This window comes from Bradyrhizobium sp. (assembly GCF_027307225.1).
Classification (GTDB): domain Bacteria; phylum Pseudomonadota; class Alphaproteobacteria; order Rhizobiales; family Xanthobacteraceae; genus Bradyrhizobium.
This window is the reverse complement of the sequence record NZ_DAHUXJ010000139.1, coordinates 42,089-61,205: the sequence shown is the minus strand read 5'-3', so window position 1 is coordinate 61,205 and position 19,117 is coordinate 42,089. Positions and strand designations below refer to the sequence as shown.

Below are 19,117 nucleotides of genomic sequence, written 5' to 3'. Positions count from 1 at the left end.
GTCTCAAGCCTCCTGGCGCGACATCGGGCTGTTTCGCGCCGCCTTGAGCCACAGAAACCAGGCGCGGTCGTACTGCGTCGAGATGGTCTTGGTCGTCCCGACCGTCTCCTCTTCGGTGAGATAGGTGACGGGCCCGAGACGCATCGCTTCCATTTGCAGGCGTGCGCCGATTTCGGTGTAGACCGCGCGGAAGACCGTCTGGCGAAGCGTACCGCCGACCACCGTCGAGCCGTGGCCACGCATCAGAACGGCCGGCCCCTCGCCCAGGCTGTCCGCCAGCGCTGCGCCAAGCTTGCGGCTGGTGATCAAAAGATCGCTGCCGGGACCTGCGAAATCGCGGATTTCGAAGATCGGCGCGCCCTTCTCACTGAGAAAGCCGCACATGTGACAGACCGGGCGCAGCGTCGTGCCGGTGACGACGCTGAACGGCACCACCGAGGGCGAATGACTGTGCACCACCGAATTCACGTCCGGTCGTTTGCGGTAGATTTCGCCGTGAATGAAGCGCTCGAGATATGGCGCAGGGCCGTTGGGCACCACCGGATTGCCGTCGAGGTCCAATTCCAGCACGTCCTTTTCCGTTACCAGCGCGGGCGCCATGCTGCGCGACAGGAGAAAGCGGTCGGGCCGTTCGGGATGCCGCACGCTGACGTGGCCGAACCCGTCCACGACGCCCTGATCGAACAGAATGTGATTGGCGTCGACCAGTTCGCGGCCCGCAGATAACACGGCTTCGGATACGGCATTGGACATGACGGAAATTTCCCTGTTGTTTTCTTCTTAAAGCGACATAGAAGATCATACATATAAGGGAGCGTCTCGATGAGCAAACTGCAGCTTTCCGTCGCGATCGGCGACTACGACCGGATGCGGCCGCTGGTCGACGGTCTGGTCCAGATCGATAGCGTCGATGCGCAGTACATGCTGCTCGATCCCGAAGAGATATTTTTCCGCGCCTTCAGGCACGCCGATTTCGACGTCTGCGAACTCTCGCTCTCGAGCTATTCGGTGAAGACTGCGGCGGGCACCAGCCCCTATATCGCCGTCCCGGTATTTCCGTCCCGCGCCTTCCGCCACACCTCGGTCTATGTCCGCACCGACCGGATCAAATCGCCGGCCGACCTGAAGGGACGCCGGGTCGGCGTACCGGAATATCAGCTCACAGCCAACATCTGGGTTCGCCTCTTCCTTGAGGAAGACTACGGTATTCGACCCGCCGACGTCAGTTGGGTGCGAGGCGGCTATGAGCACCCTGGACGGATCGAGAAGATCAGTCTCAATCTGCCATCCGACGTCGTGGTCGAGAGTGCGAGGCCCGATGCCACTATCTCCGATCTATTGGCAAGCGGCGAGGTCGATGCCGTGATCGGGCCGCGCGCGCCGTCCTGCTTCGATCGCGGACATCCCAATGTCGGTTATCTCTTCTCCGATCCGCAGGCGACGGCGACCGATTGGTACCGCCGCACCCGCCTGTTTCCGATCATGCACACGCTCGGCATTCGCCGCGCGCTGGTCGAAAAGCATCCCTGGTTGCCGGTTGCGGTCACCAAGGCATTCGAGCGCTCCAAGGCGATCGCGCTGGCCAAACTCTCGGATACGTCCGCGACCAAGGTCACGCTGCCGTTCGTCGAGGAACAGCTCGGTGCGGCGCGGCGTCTGATGGGTGCGGATTTCTGGTCGTATGGGCTTGAGCCGAACCGCGAGGTACTCCGCCGTTTCCTGGAACGCCATCATGCCGAAGGACTGTCATCCCGCCTGCTCAGCCCCGAAGAACTGTTTCACCCGTCCGCGCTCGAACTGCACAAGATCTAGGGCACGTCCAATCGCAGGCCGTCATGGGCGGGAATGACGCCATTGGGCAGGCTCTGCCGTAGTACCTCGTAGTCCAGATCGGCGTGCATATTGGTAATCACAGCGCGCTTCGGCTTGAAACGATCGATCCACGACAAGGCATCACTGACGCTGAAATGGCTGGGATGGCCGGTATAGCGCAGGCCATCGATGATCCAGAGATCGAGATCCCTGAGAAACGGCCAACTCGCTTCCGGAATGTCGCTGACATCGGGCGTATAGGCCGCCCCACCGATCCGATAGCCGAGCGCGGGAATATCGCCATGCGCGAGGTTGAACGCCGAAAGCGTGACAGCACCGCCCTTCCCTTCGATGGTGCGGCTTTCGCCGCCTTCGACCGCACGGCGCTCGAGGATCGGCGGATACTGGCTGCCCTCCGGGGTCACGAAGCAGTACGAAAACCGCGCCATGATGTCCTCGGCGGTCGACATGTTGAAAAAGGTCGGAATGCGGCGGCGCTGATGCAGAACCACCGAGCGAAGATCGTCGATCCCGTGGGTCTGGTCGGCGTGCTCGTGAGTCAGAAAGACCCCGTCGATGTGATCGACCTTGGCGTCGATCAACTGCTCGCGCAGGTCGGGCGAGGTATCGATGACGATTCGTGTCGTGCCGCCCGCGACGCTTTGTTCAACCAGGAGCGAACAGCGGCGGCGGCGGTTTTTCGGATTGTTCGGATCGCACGCGCCCCAGCCTAACGCCGGCCTCGGCACACCGGCCGACGATCCGCAACCAAGAATGGTCAGGGTGAGCGTCATGCGGATGCGGGCACTTTCGAGAACAGACGGAAGAAGTTTTCGGTCGTCTGCCGCGAAATCTCCTCCAGCGAAACGCCGCGAGCTTCCGCCAGGACCTTGGCGACCTCGACCACATAAGCGGGCTCGTTGCGCTTGCCGCGGAATTTTCCGGGCGCAAGGTACGGCGCGTCGGTCTCGACCATGATGCGATCGGGCGGCAGCTCCGCCGCGAGCGCGCGCAGCGCATCTGACTTCTTGAAGGTGAGAATGCCGGTGAAAGAGATGGAAAGCCCCAACTCGATCGCCCTCATCGCGAGCTTTCGCCCGCCGGTGTAGCAATGCAGCACCGCGCGAAACGGCCCCTGGGCCATTTCTTCGACCAGGATGCGTTCGCAATCCTCATCCGCCTCGCGGGTATGGATGACGAGCGGAAGGCCGGTTGCCCGCGCGGCCGCAATATGGGTCCGAAAGCCGCGTTCCTGCGCCTCGCGCGAGCCGTGTTCGTAGAAATAATCGAGCCCGGCCTCGCCGAGTGCGACGACCTTCGGATGTTTGGTCAATGCGATCAACTCGTCGGCCGGAATGCCGTCTTCCTCGTCGGCCTGATGCGGATGGGTGCCGACCGAGCAATAGACGCGGCTGTATTTGTCGGTGATCGCGAGCAGCGCGGCGAGCCGCCTCACCCGTGTCGAGATCGTGACGATTCGTCCGATGCCGGCCGCTTCGGCCCGCGCGACAATGCCGTCGAGGTCGTCGGCAAAATCGGGAAAATCGAGATGGCAATGGCTGTCGACGAGCATGGGAGTAAAACCGCTCAGGCCGCCGTCGGTTCGATATAGCGCGGAAATACCGGAGCTGGCGCGGGAAGCACCGTGCCCGGTTTGATCCGCGCGTCGAGCGCGGCGAAGTTGCGGGAACCGACGTCGTTGGGGATGCCGAGAATATCGAGCAGTCTGCCGGAAGCCTGCGGCATCGCCGGCTGGGCCAGAATGGCGATCTGTCGTACGACTTCCGCGGTCACGTACAACACCGTGGCCTGGCGTTTCGGATCGGTCTTGGCGAGTGCCCAGGGCGCTTCGCCCGCGAAATAGCGGTTGGCTTCGGCAACGACAGCCCAGACCGCGTTGAGCGCCTGATGAATCTGCTGCGTCGCCATCGCGTTTCGTGCGAGCCCAATCATCCCATCCGCCTGCGCCAGAATGGCCTTGTCGTTATCGCTGAATTTGCCGGGCTCGGGCAGGACGCCCTGGTACTGTTTGGCAAGCATCGACAGCGAACGCTGCGCCAGATTGCCGAGGTCGTTGGCCAGGTCGGCATTGATGCGCGCGACAATGGCTTCATGGTTGTAGCTGCCGTCCTGACCGAACGGCACCTCGCGCAGGAAAAAATAGCGCGTCTGATCGACGCCATACTGGTCGGCGAGATTGAAGGGATCGACGACGTTGCCGACCGACTTCGACATCTTCTCACCGCGATTGAACAAGAAGCCGTGGGCATAGACTCGCTTCTGCACAGGGATTCCGGCTGACATCAGGAAGGCCGGCCAATAGACTGCGTGGAAGCGAATGATGTCCTTGCCGATGATATGCGCGTCGGCCGGCCAGTAATGCCAGTCCGCATCGTTTTCGTCGGGGAAGCCCACACCAGTGATGTAGTTGGTGAGGGCGTCGACCCAGACATACATCACGTGCTCGGGGGCACCCGGCACCTTGACGCCCCAGTCGAAGGTGGTGCGGGAGATCGACAAGTCCCGCAGCCCGCTTTTGACGAAACTCACCACCTCGTTCCTGCGGCTGTCCGGACCGATGAAATCCGGGTGCTGTTCGTAGAGCGCAAGCAGCCTTTCCTGGTAGGCGGAAAGGCGGAAGAAATAGCTCTTCTCCTCGACCCACTCCACCGGCGTGCTCTGCGGTCCACGGCGGACATTGTCCTCGCCGACGGCAGTCTCCTCCTCGGCGTAATAGGCCTCGTCGCGCACCGAGTACCAGCCGGAGTAGCTATCGAGATAGATGTCGCCATTGTCGGCCATCCGCTTCCAGATCTCCTGGCTGGAGCGGTGGTGCTGTTCTTCGGTGGTGCGGATGAAGCGGTCGAAGGAGATGTTCAGCCGCTGATCCATTTCCCTGAAGCGTAGCGCGTTGCGTGTTGCCACCTCCATCGGCGTCAGATGTTCGGCCTCGGCCGTCTGGATCATTTTCAAGCCGTGTTCATCCGTGCCGGTCAGGAAGAAGACGTCCTTGCCGTCGAGGCGCTGGAAGCGCGCCAGCGCATCCGTTGCGATCGCCTCATAGGCGTGGCCGATATGAGGGGCGCCATTGGGATAAGCAATTGCTGTCGTGATATAATAGGATGAAGGCGACTTACGTTGCTTAATGGCGGGTAACGTATTCTTCGGTGACTTCTTGACGGATTTCTTCGCAGGAGCGCTGGCCGCCTTTTTGACAGCTTTCTTCGCGTCTTTCCTGACGGACTTCTTCGGCGCCTTCGCCTTCTTGACGGCAGCGCGCTTCGCGCCGCCACGCGCCGGCTTCTTGGCCTTTTTCGTCTTCTTCTTGGCGGCTTTCTTGGCAGGCTTCGCCACAGCGAATTCCTTTACATATCAAACAAAAAGATCGGGATTTCAGGACCGCCGTTATCGCGTGGCTTCAGCAAGCATTCCAAATACCGAGAAAACCAGCGGCTTTCGCTCGAGGTTGTATTCAGCGGTATCGCGCGCGGCGCGGCCGATCTTTTCCCATACCTCCGCCAGCCTTGCAAGGCGCGGCAGGTCGGCATTGGGGTCTTCGGTGCGCAGGCGCGCGCTTACCCAGCGCTCGATGCTGTCAATGAAGGTCGCAAGCGCGACCTTGTCGCTGCCGCCTAGCGCGTCACCAAGCGCGTGCAGTTCGCGCGGGTCGACCCGAGGCAGGCTCGCGAGCAGGGCTGCGGTCTTGTGATGAAGCTTGACGGCGTCGCCGCCGAGCAACGTCAGAGCGCGCGCGACGCTCCCCTCTGCCGCCTCCGCGGCATCGCGTAGCGCAGGGTCGTTGCCGGTGAGTCCGGTGGTCCGGCTGACCGCCTGGATCACGTCAGGCCCGGTGAGCGGCCGCAACGCCAGTCGGCGGCAGCGCGACAGGATGGTCGGCAGCACCCTTCCCGGCGCGTGGCTGATAAGCAGAAACAACGATTGTCGCGGCGGTTCTTCGAGGGTCTTGAGCAGCGCGTTGGCAGCATTCGGATTGAGTTCGTCGACGGTGTCGACGATGCACACCCGCCACCCCTCGGCTGCCGCGGTCGATCCGAAAAATGTGATGGTCTCGCGCGTCTCGTCGACGGTGATCACGGTTCGCATCACGCCCTTGTCGTTCGCCGTCCTCTGCAGCACGAGAAGACCGCCATGCGCCTCGGCGGCGACGCGGCGCGAGACGGGATCGTCCACGTCGATATTCAGGCTATCGGCGCGTTGGACAGCTGACGCAGACGGATCTGGATGGGCGAGGACGAAGCGGGCCATCCTGTAGGCGAGCGTCGCCTTGCCGATTCCTTGCGCGCCGCCGATCAGCCATGCGTGCGGAATGCGCCCGCTGCGATAGGCATTGAGCAGCGCCATCTCGGCCTCGCGGTGGCCGAACAGATCGGTGGTTTCCCGCGGATGGGAAACAGCCAGCTGCGTCTCCGCTTTGCTGCTCATGCCTGTGCTGCCGCGCTTCCCGCATTTGCCGTGAAAAAGCGGTCGCGTAGCGCCGACCAGATACTCGCGGCCACTTTCGCCGGCTCCTCGGTGGCGTCGATCAGCACGCAGCGTTCGGGTTCATTTCTGGCGATCTGCCGATAGGCGTCGCGCAGTTGCTGGTGGAAGCTGACGTCTTCGGATTCGAACCGGTCGGCCGCGGCTGTGCCGCGCCGTGCCGCGGCACGCTTGAGGCCGATTTCGACCGGGACGTCGAGGATTACCGTCAGGTCCGGCTTCAGGTCACCGATCGTGACACGCTGCATGGCGTTGAGAAGCCCGGGCGCGACGTGCCCTAGCGCACCCTGGTACACCCGCGTTGAATCGGAAAAGCGGTCGCTGAGCACCCAAGTGCCCTGCTTGAGCGCCGGCGCGATGACGGTGCGCGCATGGTCGTCGCGCGCGGCCGCGAACAGCAGGGTTTCCGCCTCGGGACCGAGCAATTTGCCCATCCCCGAGAGCACGAGATGGCGGATGATCTCGGCACCGGGCGACCCGCCGGGCTCGCGGGTGACGATGGCATGCAATTTCATGCCGGCGAGCCGTTCGGCGAGGATCTTGATCTGGGTGGATTTGCCGGACCCCTCACCCCCTTCAAAGGAGATGAAACGCCCGCGCCCCTCGGTAGCTTGCACTGCGGGCTCGGCCATCGTCACAGCTTCTCGGCGCCTGCGCGAACCAATCCGATCGCGAGTTCAGTTGCACCGTCAAAGGCGCGCCGCAGCGTCGAGCCGCGGCCTACCGAGTCCTTTGCATAAACCGGCGTTTCGACCGCAACGTTGCTGCCGCGCCAAACCTTGACCACGCCCACCTTCTGTCCGGCCGCAAACGGTGCATGCACCGGCCCGCTATAGACGACGCGGGCGATCAGCTTGTCATTGCCGTTCTTCTGCACCATGACCTTGACCGGCTCGTGGCTGGCGAGCGCGACCGAGCGGGTGTCACCGCCGAACACCTTCGCGTAGCCGATGGTCTGGTTCTCCGCGAATACCGTCCGCACCTCGAAATTGCGAAAACCCCATTCGAGCATCTTCTTGGCCTCGTTGGCGCGATCTTCCGAATCCTCTAATCCGTTGATAGCCACGATCAGGCGCACGCCGTTCTGAACGGCCGATCCTACCATGCCGTAGCCGCCCTCCTTGGTGTAGCCGGTCTTGAGGCCATCGGCGCCTTCGAGCGAATTGAGCAGTGGATTTCGGTTGGGCTGCCGGATCTTGTTCCAGGTGTATTCCTTCTCGCCGAACAGTTTGTAGAACTCCGGGTAGGTCTGGATGATGTGACGCGCCAGCATAGCGAGCTCGCGCACCGTCATCTTGTTGCCGGGGTTGGGCAACCCGTTGGAATTGGCGAAGGTCGATCGCATAAGACCAATTTCCCGCGCGCGTTTCGTCATCATCTCGGCAAAGGCTGGCTCGTTGCCGGCTATCGCCTCGGCCATGACGATACAGGCGTCGTTGCCGCTCTGGATGATGGCGCCGTGCAGGAGATCGTCGACCGGAACCTTGCTGTGGATCGCGGCGAACATGGTCGAGGTGCCCGACGGTGCGCCGCCCCGGCGCCAGGCGTTCTCGCTGACGTGGAATTCGTCGGTCAGTTTGATGTCGCCCTGCTTGATGGCATGGAAAACCACCTCGGCGGTCATCAGCTTCATCATGCTGGAGGGCGCGCGCATTTCGTCGGCGTTCTTTTCGAACAGGACAGCTCCGCTTGTCGCTTCAGTGAGGATCGCGGTGGGCGCATCGCCGTCGAATCCACCCTCCTCCTTTTTGGCACCTTGCATGCTGTTGCCGGCGGCAAGCAGTATGCTGCTCCATCCGAGTGTCACCAGGAGCACTACGGCCACCAGGCCCCGCACTAGTACCGCCGATCTGAAGTCCCTGCACCACAAGCGGCGAATTCGATCAGGGACTTCAGATCGATAAAGCGGTACTAGGATCAATAAGTTTGCTAGTGCCCATGACTTTCCGAAGTTCGTGAAGGCGGGTGCTGCGATCGAGCACGAACTTCGGAAAGTGGGCACTAGGCGGCCCGTCGTGACCGCTGGACGGCGAAAGCGCAATGTCGAACGTCCCATCGAAACTGTCCTTGAAGATCCGGTTTCTAACAGCTGGAAACTGCTCGAACAACACGACTTTCCGGTCCCGGGCGAGCTTAACGCCTCGCCTTCGTCCTGCCGGATAAGATGCTGCAAGACTGACGGAAACGCGATGCCGGCGTGGCGCTACCGGCGATCCCTGGCCGCTACTTTTCAACGCCAATGGCTGGCGGCCCTTCGGCGGGTCAGTAAAGGCCGCGCCCGGCGAGGATTTCGCTCGGGATTTGCGGGTCCACCGGCGCATAGGCCGAGACGGACCGTGTTACGTAGCGGTCCTGCGATTCGTAGTCCGCCACGCGTGACTCGCCCGGCAACTGATCGTTCGATCGCGGGTGCCTATAGGCGGTGCGCGTTTGCGGCTCCGCGTAGGCTGCCTGCTCAGGCTGCGTGCTACCGAGGTCATAAGGCCTGCCTTCCGGAAGCGGGACCTCGCCGCGAATGGGCCGTCCCCGGCCGGCGCTCTCGGGCACGAACGGCCGGGCCGACGCAACCTGCACCAGCGAGGGTGCGGGCGCCGGCGCACCGGTGCGTAACGTTGCCATCAGCAGACGGTCGTCGGAGCCTTCTAGCGGCGCGCGGCCGACATATTCGACGCGCACCCGCGCCACACCGCTGCTCTTGAATCCCAGAAGGTCCGCAGCCCGGCTCGATACGTCCATCACACGGTTGGCGTGATAAGGACCGCGGTCGTTGACGCGAACGATCAGGGACTTGCCGTTAGAAAGGTTGGTGACACGGGCGTAACACGGCATCGGCAGCGTCGGATGGGCTGCGGAGAGCGAGGTCATATCGAAAACCTCGCCATTGGCGGTCAGGCGTCCGTGAAAATCCTCGCCGTACCAGGAGGCAAGGCCTTCCTGGCGATAATTGACGTTTTCCTCGGGGGTATAGAGTTGGCCGCCGACTAAATAGGGCTTGCCGACGCGGTAGGTTCCCCCACCCTTCGGCACGGGGTCACCCATGGCGACGACGCGAGGACTGGAGGAAACGCCGAATTTCGGATCGACGCGGCTTACGAGACCGGATGAGGAACAATTCGCAAGCACGAGGCATGCCGAAACAACGGCTATTCCCCGCCACGCGCCCCGAATCGGTGCTGACCGTCTAATTCGCATTCGCCCCAAGTACCGTTCCAGCGGCCGCGTGTTCCGCGTGCCTGGCGGTCGCATCCCCGACGCCAGCGACGCCATTATCAACCAGGATGTATACCGCAGGGGGAACACGGCGGAAATGGGGAGAGCGCAACGGCGGCGAAGGTTGGTAAACCAATTCTTTCACCGCAAGCGCCGGAACTTTCGGTCAAAATTCCTTGCACATGACTTTGGTTGCCGGGCCTCTCGGCGCCTCGATTCCGTCGTCAAATCGGCCGTTGAACGCCGCAAGTCGTACAGCGCCTCGGGCCCCTCGCGCAAATCGGTCTTCAATCGCGGCTTGCCGAAGGCGCTCGCTGGCGAGCCCAAAGAAATAGCTAACCTCCGCTGTCGGTGCCGCTTTGTTTGCTGCTGGGTGGACCGCCGATGCCTTGATGGAGCCTGGGAGAATTGTGCCTTGCACGCCCGCTAGTAACGCCCGCAGCTCTCTCTTCGCTTGTTCGCCTTTGATTTATTGGGTCGCCAATGTCCTGTTTTGCGGCCGGGCTACCGGGAGTGCGCGTCTGTGCAAAAGTTGCCGTGGCCGGGAGTGCAATAGTGACTGCTAAGATGATTGTGCCGAGTTTCATATGTCACCTTTCCGTTGAGCTAACGCTGCAACGTCCTCACCAACTCGCCTGTTCCTCGGGCGGCGGGTTCCAAATGAAGGGTTGTTCCGTTTACGTCGTCGGCGACGACGGCCATTTCAGCAAGCGCTTCGACTTCTCCTGCCGCAACGACGCGGAAGCTAAAAGCCGCGCCGAACAATTGCTCGTGGACACGCTGTCGAGCTTTGGCAAGAGGCACGACGTGTAGTGACACTCCTGCCGTCAAATTAAGGCCGCCCATCAGGAACCGCTTGATCGCTGGCCGATTGAACACTTAGCTCTAGGTAGGGAGGTGTTCATGCGCTTACGGACATATCGCGACCAGGCTTACGCCGGACGTATAGATTTGATAGGCGCAGGTGCCGAACCTTGGTCAGTTGACCTCGTCTCCGTCGCCGCTGCGATGCTTTTGGTGACGGGCTTTGTTTGTGCGGTTGCAGCGCAGCTTTTTTAATTGGAGCACGTTGGCCTCAATGCCACGCTATTACTTCGACACGCGCAACGGTGATCTCGTCCGGGATGATCTCGGAATTGATTGCGACAGCTTCCAATCCGTTCTCGATCAGGCGACGACCGGCTTAGCCGATTTTGCGCAAGATGCCGTTCCCGGAGCGAAGTTACGGGAGATAGCTGTTCAGGTCCGAGACGAAAAAGATAAACCCGTCATGCAGGCAATCCTCCGACTGGAAATCAAGAAGCCGAAGTAAGGCCGCGCCTGACAGCTTTGGACTGAAGCGAACTGTATTGGACTATCGCGAATCCAAAAGGCCGCCCACTGAGGCGGCCTCTTCGTTAGCAGTCAGGTCTCCAATGCCGCTTATTGGCCTGTTGTTGATGGGCGGGAAGACCGCTCCGACTGTCTGGCCTGTGAAGGCAAGCCGGGCATGCCTAGAGCTCCGATTCCGAAGTTCGCAAGCTATTGCGGCCCCTCCGATGCGAACTCCGGAATCAAAGGAGCTCTAGCAACTTATTGATTTGAGTGCGGCTTTGAATTTGAAGTTCCTAATACGAACTCACGGCGAAACTGATAGGAACTTCAAATTCGCCGCACCAGGCACCGCGGAATGAATGTCTACTGGCCCTTTGCAGACCTGAGCTACCCCAAGGGGTCTGGGAACCCATTTCGTTCACAAATGTTAATCACGGAACTGGATGGGCAACAATATGACCGAGATCATGAGGAACGCACAGTTCTGGCGAGAGCGCGCAGAGGAAACTAGAACGAAAGCGGATGGCTATCGCCTCGCTGAGAGCGACAAGCAAAGGCTGCTTAAGGTGGCTGCGGAATACGAGCAACTGGCCGACCGCGCCGAGCAGTGGAAGACGATTGCAGAAGCGGGACATTAACCTATGTGACGGCGGGACTTCTCATTCTGCTCTACACTTTCGGCATCACCGCCCCGCCCGTGGCTTACACCGGTGATGAGAACGCCGGTCGCGCTCCCGCCCTGCCCAAACAAGGGGAAGCGCTATGCAGGTACGGCGTCGCTTCAAGTATACAGCACCCCTCAAAGATCGCCTCACGATGTGGGCCAATGATGTTCGCGCACAAGCCGCAAAGCTCAAACCTGGTCCCGAGCAAGATACCATGCTCAAGCGAGCACGGCAGGCCGAAACAGCCGCCCATATCGATGACTGGGTCAATTCGCCCGGATTGCAACCTCCGAAATAGCCGCACGTCGCAAACAAATAGCCCAGCGAACCTTGGCTCGCTGGGCTATTGAGATCGTGAGCGGAGGTACATCCGCCGCGACCAGAGGGGCGGCGGTGGTGAGCCGCCGCCCTTCCGGGTCTGAGCAAAGCTCTACAGCAGGACGTATTGAGCGCGTTCGCGCTTTGCGAGCAGCGGCAGCGCCTGGCCGGCGATATAGGTCTTGAAGTAGTCGGCTTCCTGGTGCGCCTTCAAGGCCGCTTCATCGCGAAACAGTTCGTAGAACAGAAACTGCGCCGGGTTCTCCTTGTTGCGCCCAATGAGAAACAGCTGCGAGCCGGGATCGCGTTGCGCTTCCGGGAGGAAGCGGTCGAGAATACCGGCGACCGTTTCCGCCTGTCCTTCCTTGGCTTCCCATTGCGCAACGACCAGAATCCCGCCATTGGCGACAGCTTCCCCGATCGTCTTCTGATTGACTGCATATTTGCTCATGGTTTTGGCTCCTTGCTCCTGTGAGTGAGATGATGAAATCGTCCATGGCGTGAAATTGCTGGCCACGAGTGCAGCGATGAATATTCCGATCGCCGCCCTTCGGCTGATCGCTTCCGAAAGTTCAGGCGCTTGAGGGTCCATTAATGTCTCCACCGGTTGTTGATTTTGCTCACCGCGGCACACGGCCGCCCTGCCCGCGATAAGGTCTTCACCGCGGGATGATCCTGTTCTCCGTGCCGCGGCTCACGCCGCGGTCTTTCAGTCAGGGATTTTGATGACGTCGGTTGCCGCTACGCGGCCGGTATTCCGATCGAAACGCCTATCGTGCCGGAACACGAAGCCGCTCTCCGCATCGATCCGGTTTTGTCTTGGTTGAATGGTCGGCCATGTAGAACGGTCCTTTGCCTCTGGCTTAACAATGACGTCTATAGCACCCGATTCTGCTGCCTCACTTCGGTACGGGTCGAAGTGAGATGTGCTACTCATGCCGCCGTCGATTTCCATTGAAGCTTCCGCAAGTTGCATCGCGAGTGGCGTTTGTTCACGACGACGGGAGCCCCAAGGAGAGCGAACGCGTGGCACGCGTCGCCGGGTGGCTTGCCGATTTCTTCGACTGAAAAGGGAGTTGGCGGCAAAAAGATTTGCCCGAACAGGCCGGCAACCCTTCCGCTGTTCTTGAATTTTCAACGATCAAGTGATTGAAGTCGCTGCAACGGAAAGGTGGCCGAGTGGTTTAAGGCACCGGTCTTGAAAACCGGCGTGCCCGCAAGGGTACCGTGGGTTCGAATCCCACCCTTTCCGCCAGTCGCTCAAAAATTGTCCAACCTTCTGCAAAGGCGCACTAAATTATCGCATGAGCTTTTTGGCGGCCGGACTGCCCGTTGCCGGGAGGCCGTGTCGGCGCCTGCCTCTCAGACGGATGACGCTTTTTTGGTTCGATGGCTGGCAGTTCGTCTTGGCCGTGTTACGGGGTGGCATAGTCATTTCCTGATCGTCTATCGATCGAGTGGCGGCCGTTAGGTCGGCGCAAACTTCTATTTGGCGCGGTTCTGGAACTCGCGAAAATCGCAGGCATTGGTAGGCAACCGAGCTCTTGCGCGAGCGTCACCTTGCCGTCTCCGTCCCTTCAGACCGACATTCCGTTTCGGCTCGATCGGCTTCCCTGGAGCCGCTTCCATCTGCTGGTCGTCGTTGGCCTGGGGATCACCTGGATTCTCGACGGGCTGGAAGTGACGATTGTCGGCTCGCTTGGCCCAGCGCTGCAGAGCCACGACACGCTTCGCCTGTCGAGCGCGAACCTCGGCTCGATCGCCTCGTTCTACGTTGCCGGCGCAGTTGTGGGCGCGCTTGTGTTCGGATGGATGACCGACCGCTTCGGACGGCGGCTGGTCTTCTACGCCACGCTGATCATCTATCTCTTGGGCGTGCTGTTGAGTGCGCTCGCCTGGGATTTCTGGAGCTTTGCGTTTTTCCGTTTGATCACGGGATTGGGCATCGGCGGAGAATATGCGGCCGTCAATTCGGCCATCGATGAGCTTATCCCGGCCAAATACCGCGGCCGCGTCGACCTCATCGTCAACGGAAGCTTCTGGCTCGGCGCGGCTTTCGGAGCCTTGGCCGCACCCTTCCTGCTCGATCAGAAGATCTTTGCCGCTAATCTCGGTTGGCGGCTCGGCTTTGGCATCGGCGGCATTCTGGGGTTGGCGATCCTGCTGTTACGGCGATTTGTGCCGGAAAGCCCGCGATGGTTGGTCACCCATTGCCGCAACGACGAGGCCGAAGCAGTCGTCAAGGAGATCGAAAAAACCGTCGAGACCGAAACCGGCCAATCACTCGCGAGACCCGACGAGCGGCTGGAGGTTCATCCTCGCAAATCATTCGGTCTGGGCCTGATATTTTCGACCATGATCGGCAAATATCGTCAGCGAAGCATCCTCGCACTTACGCTGATGGTTGCCCAGTCGTTTCTCTATAACTCCGTCTTCTTCACTTTCGGTCTCATCCTCGCTCACTTTTATCATGTCCCGAATGAGCGGGTCGGCTTCTATATCTTGCCGTTGGCAGTCGGAAATTTCTGCGGGCCGCTCCTTTTGGGTCACCTGTTCGATACGATCGGCCGCAGGAAGATGATTTCGCTCACGTTCGCCCTCAGCGGCGTTCTTTTGATTGTAACTGCTCTCTTGTTCGGTCTGGACCGCCTGACCGCCGTTACCCAGACGATCGCCTGGCTAGCGATCTTTTTTGTGGCGTCACCCGCTGCGAGCTCGGCCTATTTGACCGCAAGTGAGATCTTTCCGCTGGAAACGCGCGCGCTTGCGATCGCCTGCTTCTATGCGCTCGGCACGGCGCTCGGCGGCAGCATCGCGCCGTCCGTGTTCGGGCGGCTGATCGAAACCGGATCGTCATGGCAGGTCAGTCTCGGCTATCTCGTCGCGGCTGCGCTTCTGCTGGCGGCCGCAGCCGTCGAATTGAAGCTCGGCGTTGATGCCGAAGGCAAGTCGCTGGAGAGCATTGCCGATCCGTTGTCCCAATCGTGAAGCGTTTTAATGGCGTGGTCTTCCGAAAGCAGACCCATGGCCGAGCACATCTGGCCGGGCGCGCAGCACCCGCAGGTGCACTTCGAAGCATTATTGGTAGTTGCGGCGCGTCGGCTATCTGGCGGGCGCGCCAAACTTGTTCGCCTTCGCGAGAGCCACACCTTCAAAGGCTTCCAGCGCAATTTTCTGGGCCAGCATGACGTCGCCCGCAACCAGGCAACAATCCGGTACCACGCACCAACCTACTTTTGGCGTGCCGTCCTCGGACAATTCCAGGACATTCGCGCAAATTCCAAACTTGATCCGATATTTCTTGCCGCTTTCACCGCCGACGACGTCGAAATGACCCTTCGCGTCGAACTGGGCAAGTTGCGTCGGTGAAAGCCAGGACCGCAGGAGCCTAAGGCCGCGCACCTCCGGGGTATTCGCGTTCCTGGCACTCCTGAAAAGCCCGATGACGGCTCGGGCACGCCACTCGCACTCGGAGGCTTGCTGGCCGAGCCAGAACACCGGATCTTACCCGCCAACGAGGCGAGGAAAGAACAACGTCTCTTTAGCAGTTGGATCGAATGATCTCATCAGGCGCGAGTCGCCGGTCGCGGTTCGTGCTGCGGCAATGAAGCCGGCGCCGGTGAGCTCTTTGAAGCGTCGCTCGGCCTTGGCTAGGGCTTCGGCATCTTGGGGATCGAATTGATGGCGGCTGTCGCCATTCAGATCCATAACAATTTGGGTCGCCATGAAGACTCCTGATTTTTCCAGGTTCAACGATGCCAGTTCAACTCTTGCACCCGATGGGCGGTTCCTAACCCGTCGTCAGGATGCGTTGCGCCTAAATGCTGATCAACGCAATTCCGAGATCGGCGCGCTTCTTGCGGCGGAGATGCCCGATCGTTTCGGTGATTGTCACCTCTAACGTTGGCTGAACCGTTCCGGCGAGGAAATGTCCGCCCTTTAGCGAGCCGTCCTGCAAGCCAAGCACCGCGTGTAAATGAAGGCTCGCTTTGCCGTCGTCGCCTTGCGCAACGTCGCCCATCAAACTCAGGACTTCACTTTGCTCCTTGACGACGATCGGCTTGTATTTTTTCGCGACGAGGTCAAACCAGCCGACCCTCGCTTCGGAGAAGGCGCCGATGGCCGTCACAGACGCGCCGTCGATCCCCTCACGATTGGCAAATTCGGTAATCGTCTTGAATGCTTCCTCACCCTGGTCGAGATCAAGACGAATATCCGGTTCGGACCTTCCTTAATTGAATTTGACCTCATGATGGCTCCTTGCGGCGATCCCTTATCGCTTCGGTTCGGGTCTGGGACCAGTGGGCTGCGCACTACTCTCTCTTTCCTTCGCGAGATCCTCGTTCGCGGTCGGCTTGGGCTGGTCCGCCTTTTGCTGCTGCTCCTTACCCTCCTGCACCAACCGGTCGTCCCCAATCATCTGGCCGACCATCTTCTTCACCTGGGCCTGGGCTTTGTCCTGAAGCTTTGTCATCGCAGCCTCCTGATCACTAGTGCCCACTTTCCGAAGTTCGTGCTCCATCGCGGCACCCACTTCCACGAACTTCGGAAAGTCATGGGCACTAGCAGACCTATTGATTCTAGTGCCGCTTTTCTATTTGAAGTTCCTGGATCGAACTCGCCGCTGGTGGTGCAGGAACTTCAAATAGGCGGCACTAGGTCGCTGCGATAGAGACTTCGTCGTCGTCAATTAGTTCCGGAACTTCATGCCTGGAAATCCGGACAGGAATGGATTTGGCCGCTGGCACCTTGCTGCCCTCGGCAAAATGCCAGAGTGCGGCGGCCTGAAAACTGTGAATCGTCGCGCGACCTGCTCGTCCTGATCGAAAAGCAGTTCAAGGTCAAATCGTTCGAGCTGATCACGGACAACGCCCGCTAATTCTGCTAGATGGCTTTCGACGCGGCCCCCGCTGTCCTTCCGCCGAAGTAAATATGCCCGCGAAGTCGCGGATTTATTGACAGGACTGACCATTCTGGTGGTCGAAGACGATTATTACCAAAGAGGCATTCGAACGCGCCGGTGCGATCGTGACGGGACCCTTCAGCACGGCTCCGGACGCCATACGCGCTGTTGAACGCGCGCCGCCCGATTGCGCAGTCATCGATATCAATCTCGGCGACGGGGCGAGTTTCGAACTTGCCCGAGAGCTGAAAAGGCGGGGTATCCCGACCGTGTGCGTCAGCGGCTACCAGCCGACGATCTTGCCGCCGGATTTACAGGACCTCGTTCATCTCGAAAAGCCGACTGAGGTTCCTTCCCTGATCAAGGCTGTTCGCGAGGTTACAGCGCGGTCGCGTTGATCATCGGAAGCGTCTATTCATTCGCATCGAGCTGGCTGCCCTCGCGATCCATATGAAGATAGTTCGCATTGAACAAGCCGGCATCCATCAGCCGCTCGAGATCGGGAACCATCAGCGCTTTGCCCTTCAACACGATCAGCTTGGCCGCACGCAACTCCTGGAGGGTACGGTTGACATGAACCTTGGAGAGCCCGGTTGCTTCCGCGAGATCCGCCTGGGTTAAGGGAAATTCGCAGCTGTGATCTTCGGTGAGACCGGCTAACCGCAGCCGGAAGAAAATCTCGCATAGCAGATGCGCCATCCGCTCCGAGGCCGTGCGTTGGCCGAGATTCATGGTCCACTCGCGCTGGATCGCCGCATTTACCAGCGTCTCCCACCATAAGGCCGTCGCGATGCGCGGATATCCCGCGCCGATTTCGTCGAAAAACTCCCGCGGCAGATCGGCGATCGTTACCTCGGAGATCGTTCCGATCGAGTGGTCCATCTCCTTCAGGATGAAGACATTAAGATCGCACATGTCGCCGGGCAGGAAAAAGGACACGATCTGGCGCCGGCCGTCCTCCAGTTGCTTATAGCGGCAGGCCCAGCCCGACAGGATGAGATGTACGTCTTTGGGACTGTCTCCCTCGCGAGAGATGTCGAAACGGGGTGCGAACTTGCGCACGCGCTCCGCCGCGGCACGCGTCAGGACAGTACGATCGCCAGGAGACAACCGGACAAATTGCTCAAGCTTTCGGATCAGCGGGTTCACGGCAAATTATCTCCGCCGCGATAAGCCGGTTTCTTTTCTGCACCATCAATAACCTATGTTATTTTTTGCCAAGTCAGCCCGTCAAGTAACTTTTTTGCGGGCAAGAGGGCAGCCATAGATCATGGCCCCGCGTCGAAAATGGGACGGCGAAGAACGATCCGGCGGAGATCGATTCATCCTCTCCACGAGCATGTGGCAGTCGCAGTCTGGCGCGGGCTTGTCAGCAGGATGGAGTCCCGCCTCGATCATAGCGAAACTGCTGCCAGGGTTTGGCGGGTTAATGGCCTTCGGCTGGTCTGGGTGGTCGCTACCGCTTTGGCGTAAAGGGCGGCGGCGCGCTTCGCGCGTTGGTGCGGCCTTTCAGAGCAGAAGCCTCATCGGCTTGACGCGCCTTCTCGAGCAACGCGTCTCGCTCGATGCCCGGTGGCAGGCATGCCGCCTTTTTGCGCACTTCCCGGGCATACAAGGCAAGTCGATCCTTCAGAGACAGGAACTGCCTGGGTCGTCGGCGCTCCTGCATTCCTATTGCTCGAGCCCAAGTCGCTCAGGCTCAAGTCGCTCAGACCCAAGCGAGCCGACCCGACGGCCTCCGTCCCAAATCTCAACCGTGAATTCGCCGACCAGATCCCCACCTTGAGATCGGGCTTCGTCGTCATCGCGGCATGGAAGAATGGTCGGCGCAGCAAAAACCTTGCCCCGATGACTGATCCGATAAAACCTGTAGTAGGTCATCACAGCACCCACTGCCTCGTGCCGTTCATCGGCAAGGATAGGCCGTCTCAACCCCCCGTCACTAACATATGTGAATCGAATTGTCGTTTCGGGAGCGGCGATGCTGATGAATCGGCGGCGCGGCAGCGTCAGAGTGCGGCCGCGGTCAACAAAATTGACCTCGGCTTACATTCCGTGGCTTTCGAAGACCTTTTTGCACCTTCGGCTTAGGTTGGCGCGCCGCATTTCGAGGCACTGCTGTACCGCGCTGTCATCGCCAAGATCCTTGCGACAAAAACGTGACGCATCGCGCGAACACGCGGCCTGCTCCTGCTTGGTGCCCAAATGTTGGGCCAGTGCGGATGCGTTACCGACGAGCGAAACCACCAGGCAAGCGATAACCGTTAAGACAGCGCGCATAACAAGCTCCAATCAGAGAAACATCCAACCTCGATTGAGGGCATTCGTTCCTCGTCCGCCTCTGGAGGTTCGCGATCTGGATGCGATGGTGCGGAATTGCGGATCATCTTTCCCG

At 60.3% G+C, this 19,117-nt stretch carries 23 protein-coding genes and 1 tRNA gene; 9 read left to right on the top strand and 15 right to left on the bottom strand.

The window, feature by feature from the left end:
* Positions 1–3 precede the first annotated feature (3 nt).
* Positions 4–753, bottom strand: coding sequence for a class II aldolase/adducin family protein (locus tag M6D32_RS23205; RefSeq protein WP_298260649.1), 750 nt, complete (start codon positions 751–753; stop codon positions 4–6).
* Positions 754–822: 69 nt separating this feature from the next.
* Here M6D32_RS23205 and M6D32_RS23200 point away from each other — a divergent pair, with 69 nt between their 5' ends.
* Positions 823–1,812, top strand: coding sequence for an ABC transporter substrate-binding protein (locus tag M6D32_RS23200; protein WP_298260646.1), 990 nt, complete (start codon positions 823–825; stop codon positions 1,810–1,812).
* Here the strand turns inward: M6D32_RS23200 and M6D32_RS23195 are convergent.
* From M6D32_RS23195 to M6D32_RS23165, 7 genes are all read right to left on the bottom strand, one after another.
* Entirely contained in the window at positions 1,809–2,606 is a 798-nt protein-coding gene (locus tag M6D32_RS23195; protein WP_298260644.1) for an MBL fold metallo-hydrolase, read from the bottom strand. The genes M6D32_RS23200 and M6D32_RS23195 overlap by 4 nt on opposite strands.
* A complete protein-coding gene (locus M6D32_RS23190) occupies positions 2,603–3,385 on the bottom strand; it encodes a TatD family hydrolase (RefSeq protein WP_298260641.1) in 783 nt (260 codons plus the stop codon). Before M6D32_RS23190 ends, M6D32_RS23195 begins: the two co-directional genes overlap by 4 nt.
* 14 nt (positions 3,386–3,399) lie before the next feature.
* Positions 3,400–5,166, bottom strand: a complete 1,767-nt coding sequence (gene metG / locus M6D32_RS23185) for a methionine--tRNA ligase (RefSeq protein WP_298260639.1) — start codon at positions 5,164–5,166, stop codon at positions 3,400–3,402.
* 51 nt (positions 5,167–5,217) lie between these two features.
* Positions 5,218–6,255, bottom strand: coding sequence for a DNA polymerase III subunit delta' (locus M6D32_RS23180; protein WP_298260637.1), 1,038 nt, complete (start codon positions 6,253–6,255; stop codon positions 5,218–5,220).
* Positions 6,252–6,944: a dTMP kinase gene (gene tmk / locus M6D32_RS23175; RefSeq protein WP_298260703.1), complete on the bottom strand. Its 693-nt coding sequence runs from the start codon at positions 6,942–6,944 to the stop codon at positions 6,252–6,254. The genes M6D32_RS23180 and tmk overlap by 4 nt, the downstream gene beginning before the upstream one ends.
* A gap of 2 nt (positions 6,945–6,946) precedes the next feature.
* The gene (locus M6D32_RS23170) at positions 6,947–8,098 is read right to left on the bottom strand and encodes a D-alanyl-D-alanine carboxypeptidase family protein (RefSeq protein ID WP_366145855.1); all 1,152 of its coding nucleotides are present in this window, start codon (positions 8,096–8,098) and stop codon (positions 6,947–6,949) included.
* 476 nt (positions 8,099–8,574) lie between these two features.
* The gene (locus M6D32_RS23165; protein WP_298260633.1) at positions 8,575–9,504 is read right to left on the bottom strand and encodes a septal ring lytic transglycosylase RlpA family protein; all 930 of its coding nucleotides are present in this window, start codon (positions 9,502–9,504) and stop codon (positions 8,575–8,577) included.
* Between the two features lie 678 nt (positions 9,505–10,182).
* Between M6D32_RS23165 and M6D32_RS23160 the strand changes: the two genes are divergently transcribed.
* The 4 genes from M6D32_RS23160 to M6D32_RS23145 all read left to right on the top strand — a co-directional run bounded on the left by M6D32_RS23160 (position 10,183) and on the right by M6D32_RS23145 (position 11,799).
* Positions 10,183–10,335 carry a hypothetical protein gene (locus tag M6D32_RS23160; protein ID WP_298260632.1) on the top strand — a complete coding sequence of 51 codons (153 nt, stop codon included), beginning with the start codon at positions 10,183–10,185 and terminating at the stop codon, positions 10,333–10,335.
* Positions 10,336–10,600: 265 nt separating this feature from the next.
* The gene (locus M6D32_RS23155; protein ID WP_298260630.1) at positions 10,601–10,834 is read left to right on the top strand and encodes a hypothetical protein; all 234 of its coding nucleotides are present in this window, start codon (positions 10,601–10,603) and stop codon (positions 10,832–10,834) included.
* 457 nt (positions 10,835–11,291) lie between these two features.
* Positions 11,292–11,474, top strand: a complete 183-nt coding sequence (locus M6D32_RS23150) for a hypothetical protein (RefSeq protein ID WP_298260628.1) — start codon at positions 11,292–11,294, stop codon at positions 11,472–11,474.
* Positions 11,475–11,598: 124 nt separating this feature from the next.
* Positions 11,599–11,799: a hypothetical protein gene (locus M6D32_RS23145; RefSeq protein WP_298260625.1), complete on the top strand. Its 201-nt coding sequence runs from the start codon at positions 11,599–11,601 to the stop codon at positions 11,797–11,799.
* Positions 11,800–11,931: 132 nt separating this feature from the next.
* Here the strand turns inward: M6D32_RS23145 and M6D32_RS23140 are convergent, their stop codons facing one another.
* The gene (locus M6D32_RS23140) at positions 11,932–12,270 is read right to left on the bottom strand and encodes an antibiotic biosynthesis monooxygenase (protein ID WP_298260623.1); all 339 of its coding nucleotides are present in this window, start codon (positions 12,268–12,270) and stop codon (positions 11,932–11,934) included.
* 258 nt (positions 12,271–12,528) lie between these two features.
* Positions 12,529–12,774 carry a hypothetical protein gene (locus tag M6D32_RS23135; RefSeq protein ID WP_298260621.1) on the bottom strand — a complete coding sequence of 82 codons (246 nt, stop codon included), beginning with the start codon at positions 12,772–12,774 and terminating at the stop codon, positions 12,529–12,531.
* A 210-nt stretch (positions 12,775–12,984) separates the two neighbouring features.
* Here M6D32_RS23135 and M6D32_RS23130 point away from each other — a divergent pair.
* From M6D32_RS23130 to M6D32_RS23120, 3 genes are all read left to right on the top strand, one after another.
* Positions 12,985–13,074, top strand: a tRNA-Ser gene (locus M6D32_RS23130).
* A 305-nt stretch (positions 13,075–13,379) separates the two neighbouring features.
* Positions 13,380–14,807, top strand: a complete 1,428-nt coding sequence (locus M6D32_RS23125; protein WP_298260619.1) for an MFS transporter — start codon at positions 13,380–13,382, stop codon at positions 14,805–14,807.
* A 36-nt stretch (positions 14,808–14,843) separates the two neighbouring features.
* Positions 14,844–15,188 (top strand): hypothetical protein, encoded by a 345-nt coding sequence (locus M6D32_RS23120; RefSeq protein ID WP_298260617.1) that lies wholly within the window; start codon positions 14,844–14,846, stop codon positions 15,186–15,188.
* A gap of 135 nt (positions 15,189–15,323) precedes the next feature.
* Here M6D32_RS23120 and M6D32_RS23115 read toward each other — a convergent pair whose 3' ends face one another.
* From M6D32_RS23115 to M6D32_RS23105, 3 genes are all read right to left on the bottom strand, one after another.
* Positions 15,324–15,545: a hypothetical protein gene (locus tag M6D32_RS23115; protein WP_298260615.1), complete on the bottom strand. Its 222-nt coding sequence runs from the start codon at positions 15,543–15,545 to the stop codon at positions 15,324–15,326.
* 91 nt (positions 15,546–15,636) lie between these two features.
* Positions 15,637–15,990: a PPC domain-containing DNA-binding protein gene (locus tag M6D32_RS23110; RefSeq protein WP_298260701.1), complete on the bottom strand. Its 354-nt coding sequence runs from the start codon at positions 15,988–15,990 to the stop codon at positions 15,637–15,639.
* A gap of 102 nt (positions 15,991–16,092) precedes the next feature.
* Positions 16,093–16,293: a hypothetical protein gene (locus M6D32_RS23105; RefSeq protein WP_298260613.1), complete on the bottom strand. Its 201-nt coding sequence runs from the start codon at positions 16,291–16,293 to the stop codon at positions 16,093–16,095.
* Positions 16,294–16,847: 554 nt separating this feature from the next.
* Here M6D32_RS23105 and M6D32_RS23100 point away from each other — a divergent pair.
* Entirely contained in the window at positions 16,848–17,120 is a 273-nt protein-coding gene (locus tag M6D32_RS23100) for a hypothetical protein (protein WP_298260611.1), read from the top strand.
* Between the two features lie 13 nt (positions 17,121–17,133).
* Here the strand turns inward: M6D32_RS23100 and M6D32_RS23095 are convergent, their stop codons facing one another.
* Both M6D32_RS23095 and M6D32_RS23085 read right to left on the bottom strand, forming a co-directional pair.
* Positions 17,134–17,871 carry a Crp/Fnr family transcriptional regulator gene (locus M6D32_RS23095; protein WP_298260609.1) on the bottom strand — a complete coding sequence of 246 codons (738 nt, stop codon included), beginning with the start codon at positions 17,869–17,871 and terminating at the stop codon, positions 17,134–17,136.
* 897 nt (positions 17,872–18,768) lie between these two features.
* Complete coding sequence (locus M6D32_RS23085; protein WP_298260699.1) at positions 18,769–19,002, bottom strand: hypothetical protein; 234 nt, start codon at positions 19,000–19,002, stop codon at positions 18,769–18,771.
* Positions 19,003–19,117 lie beyond the last annotated feature (115 nt).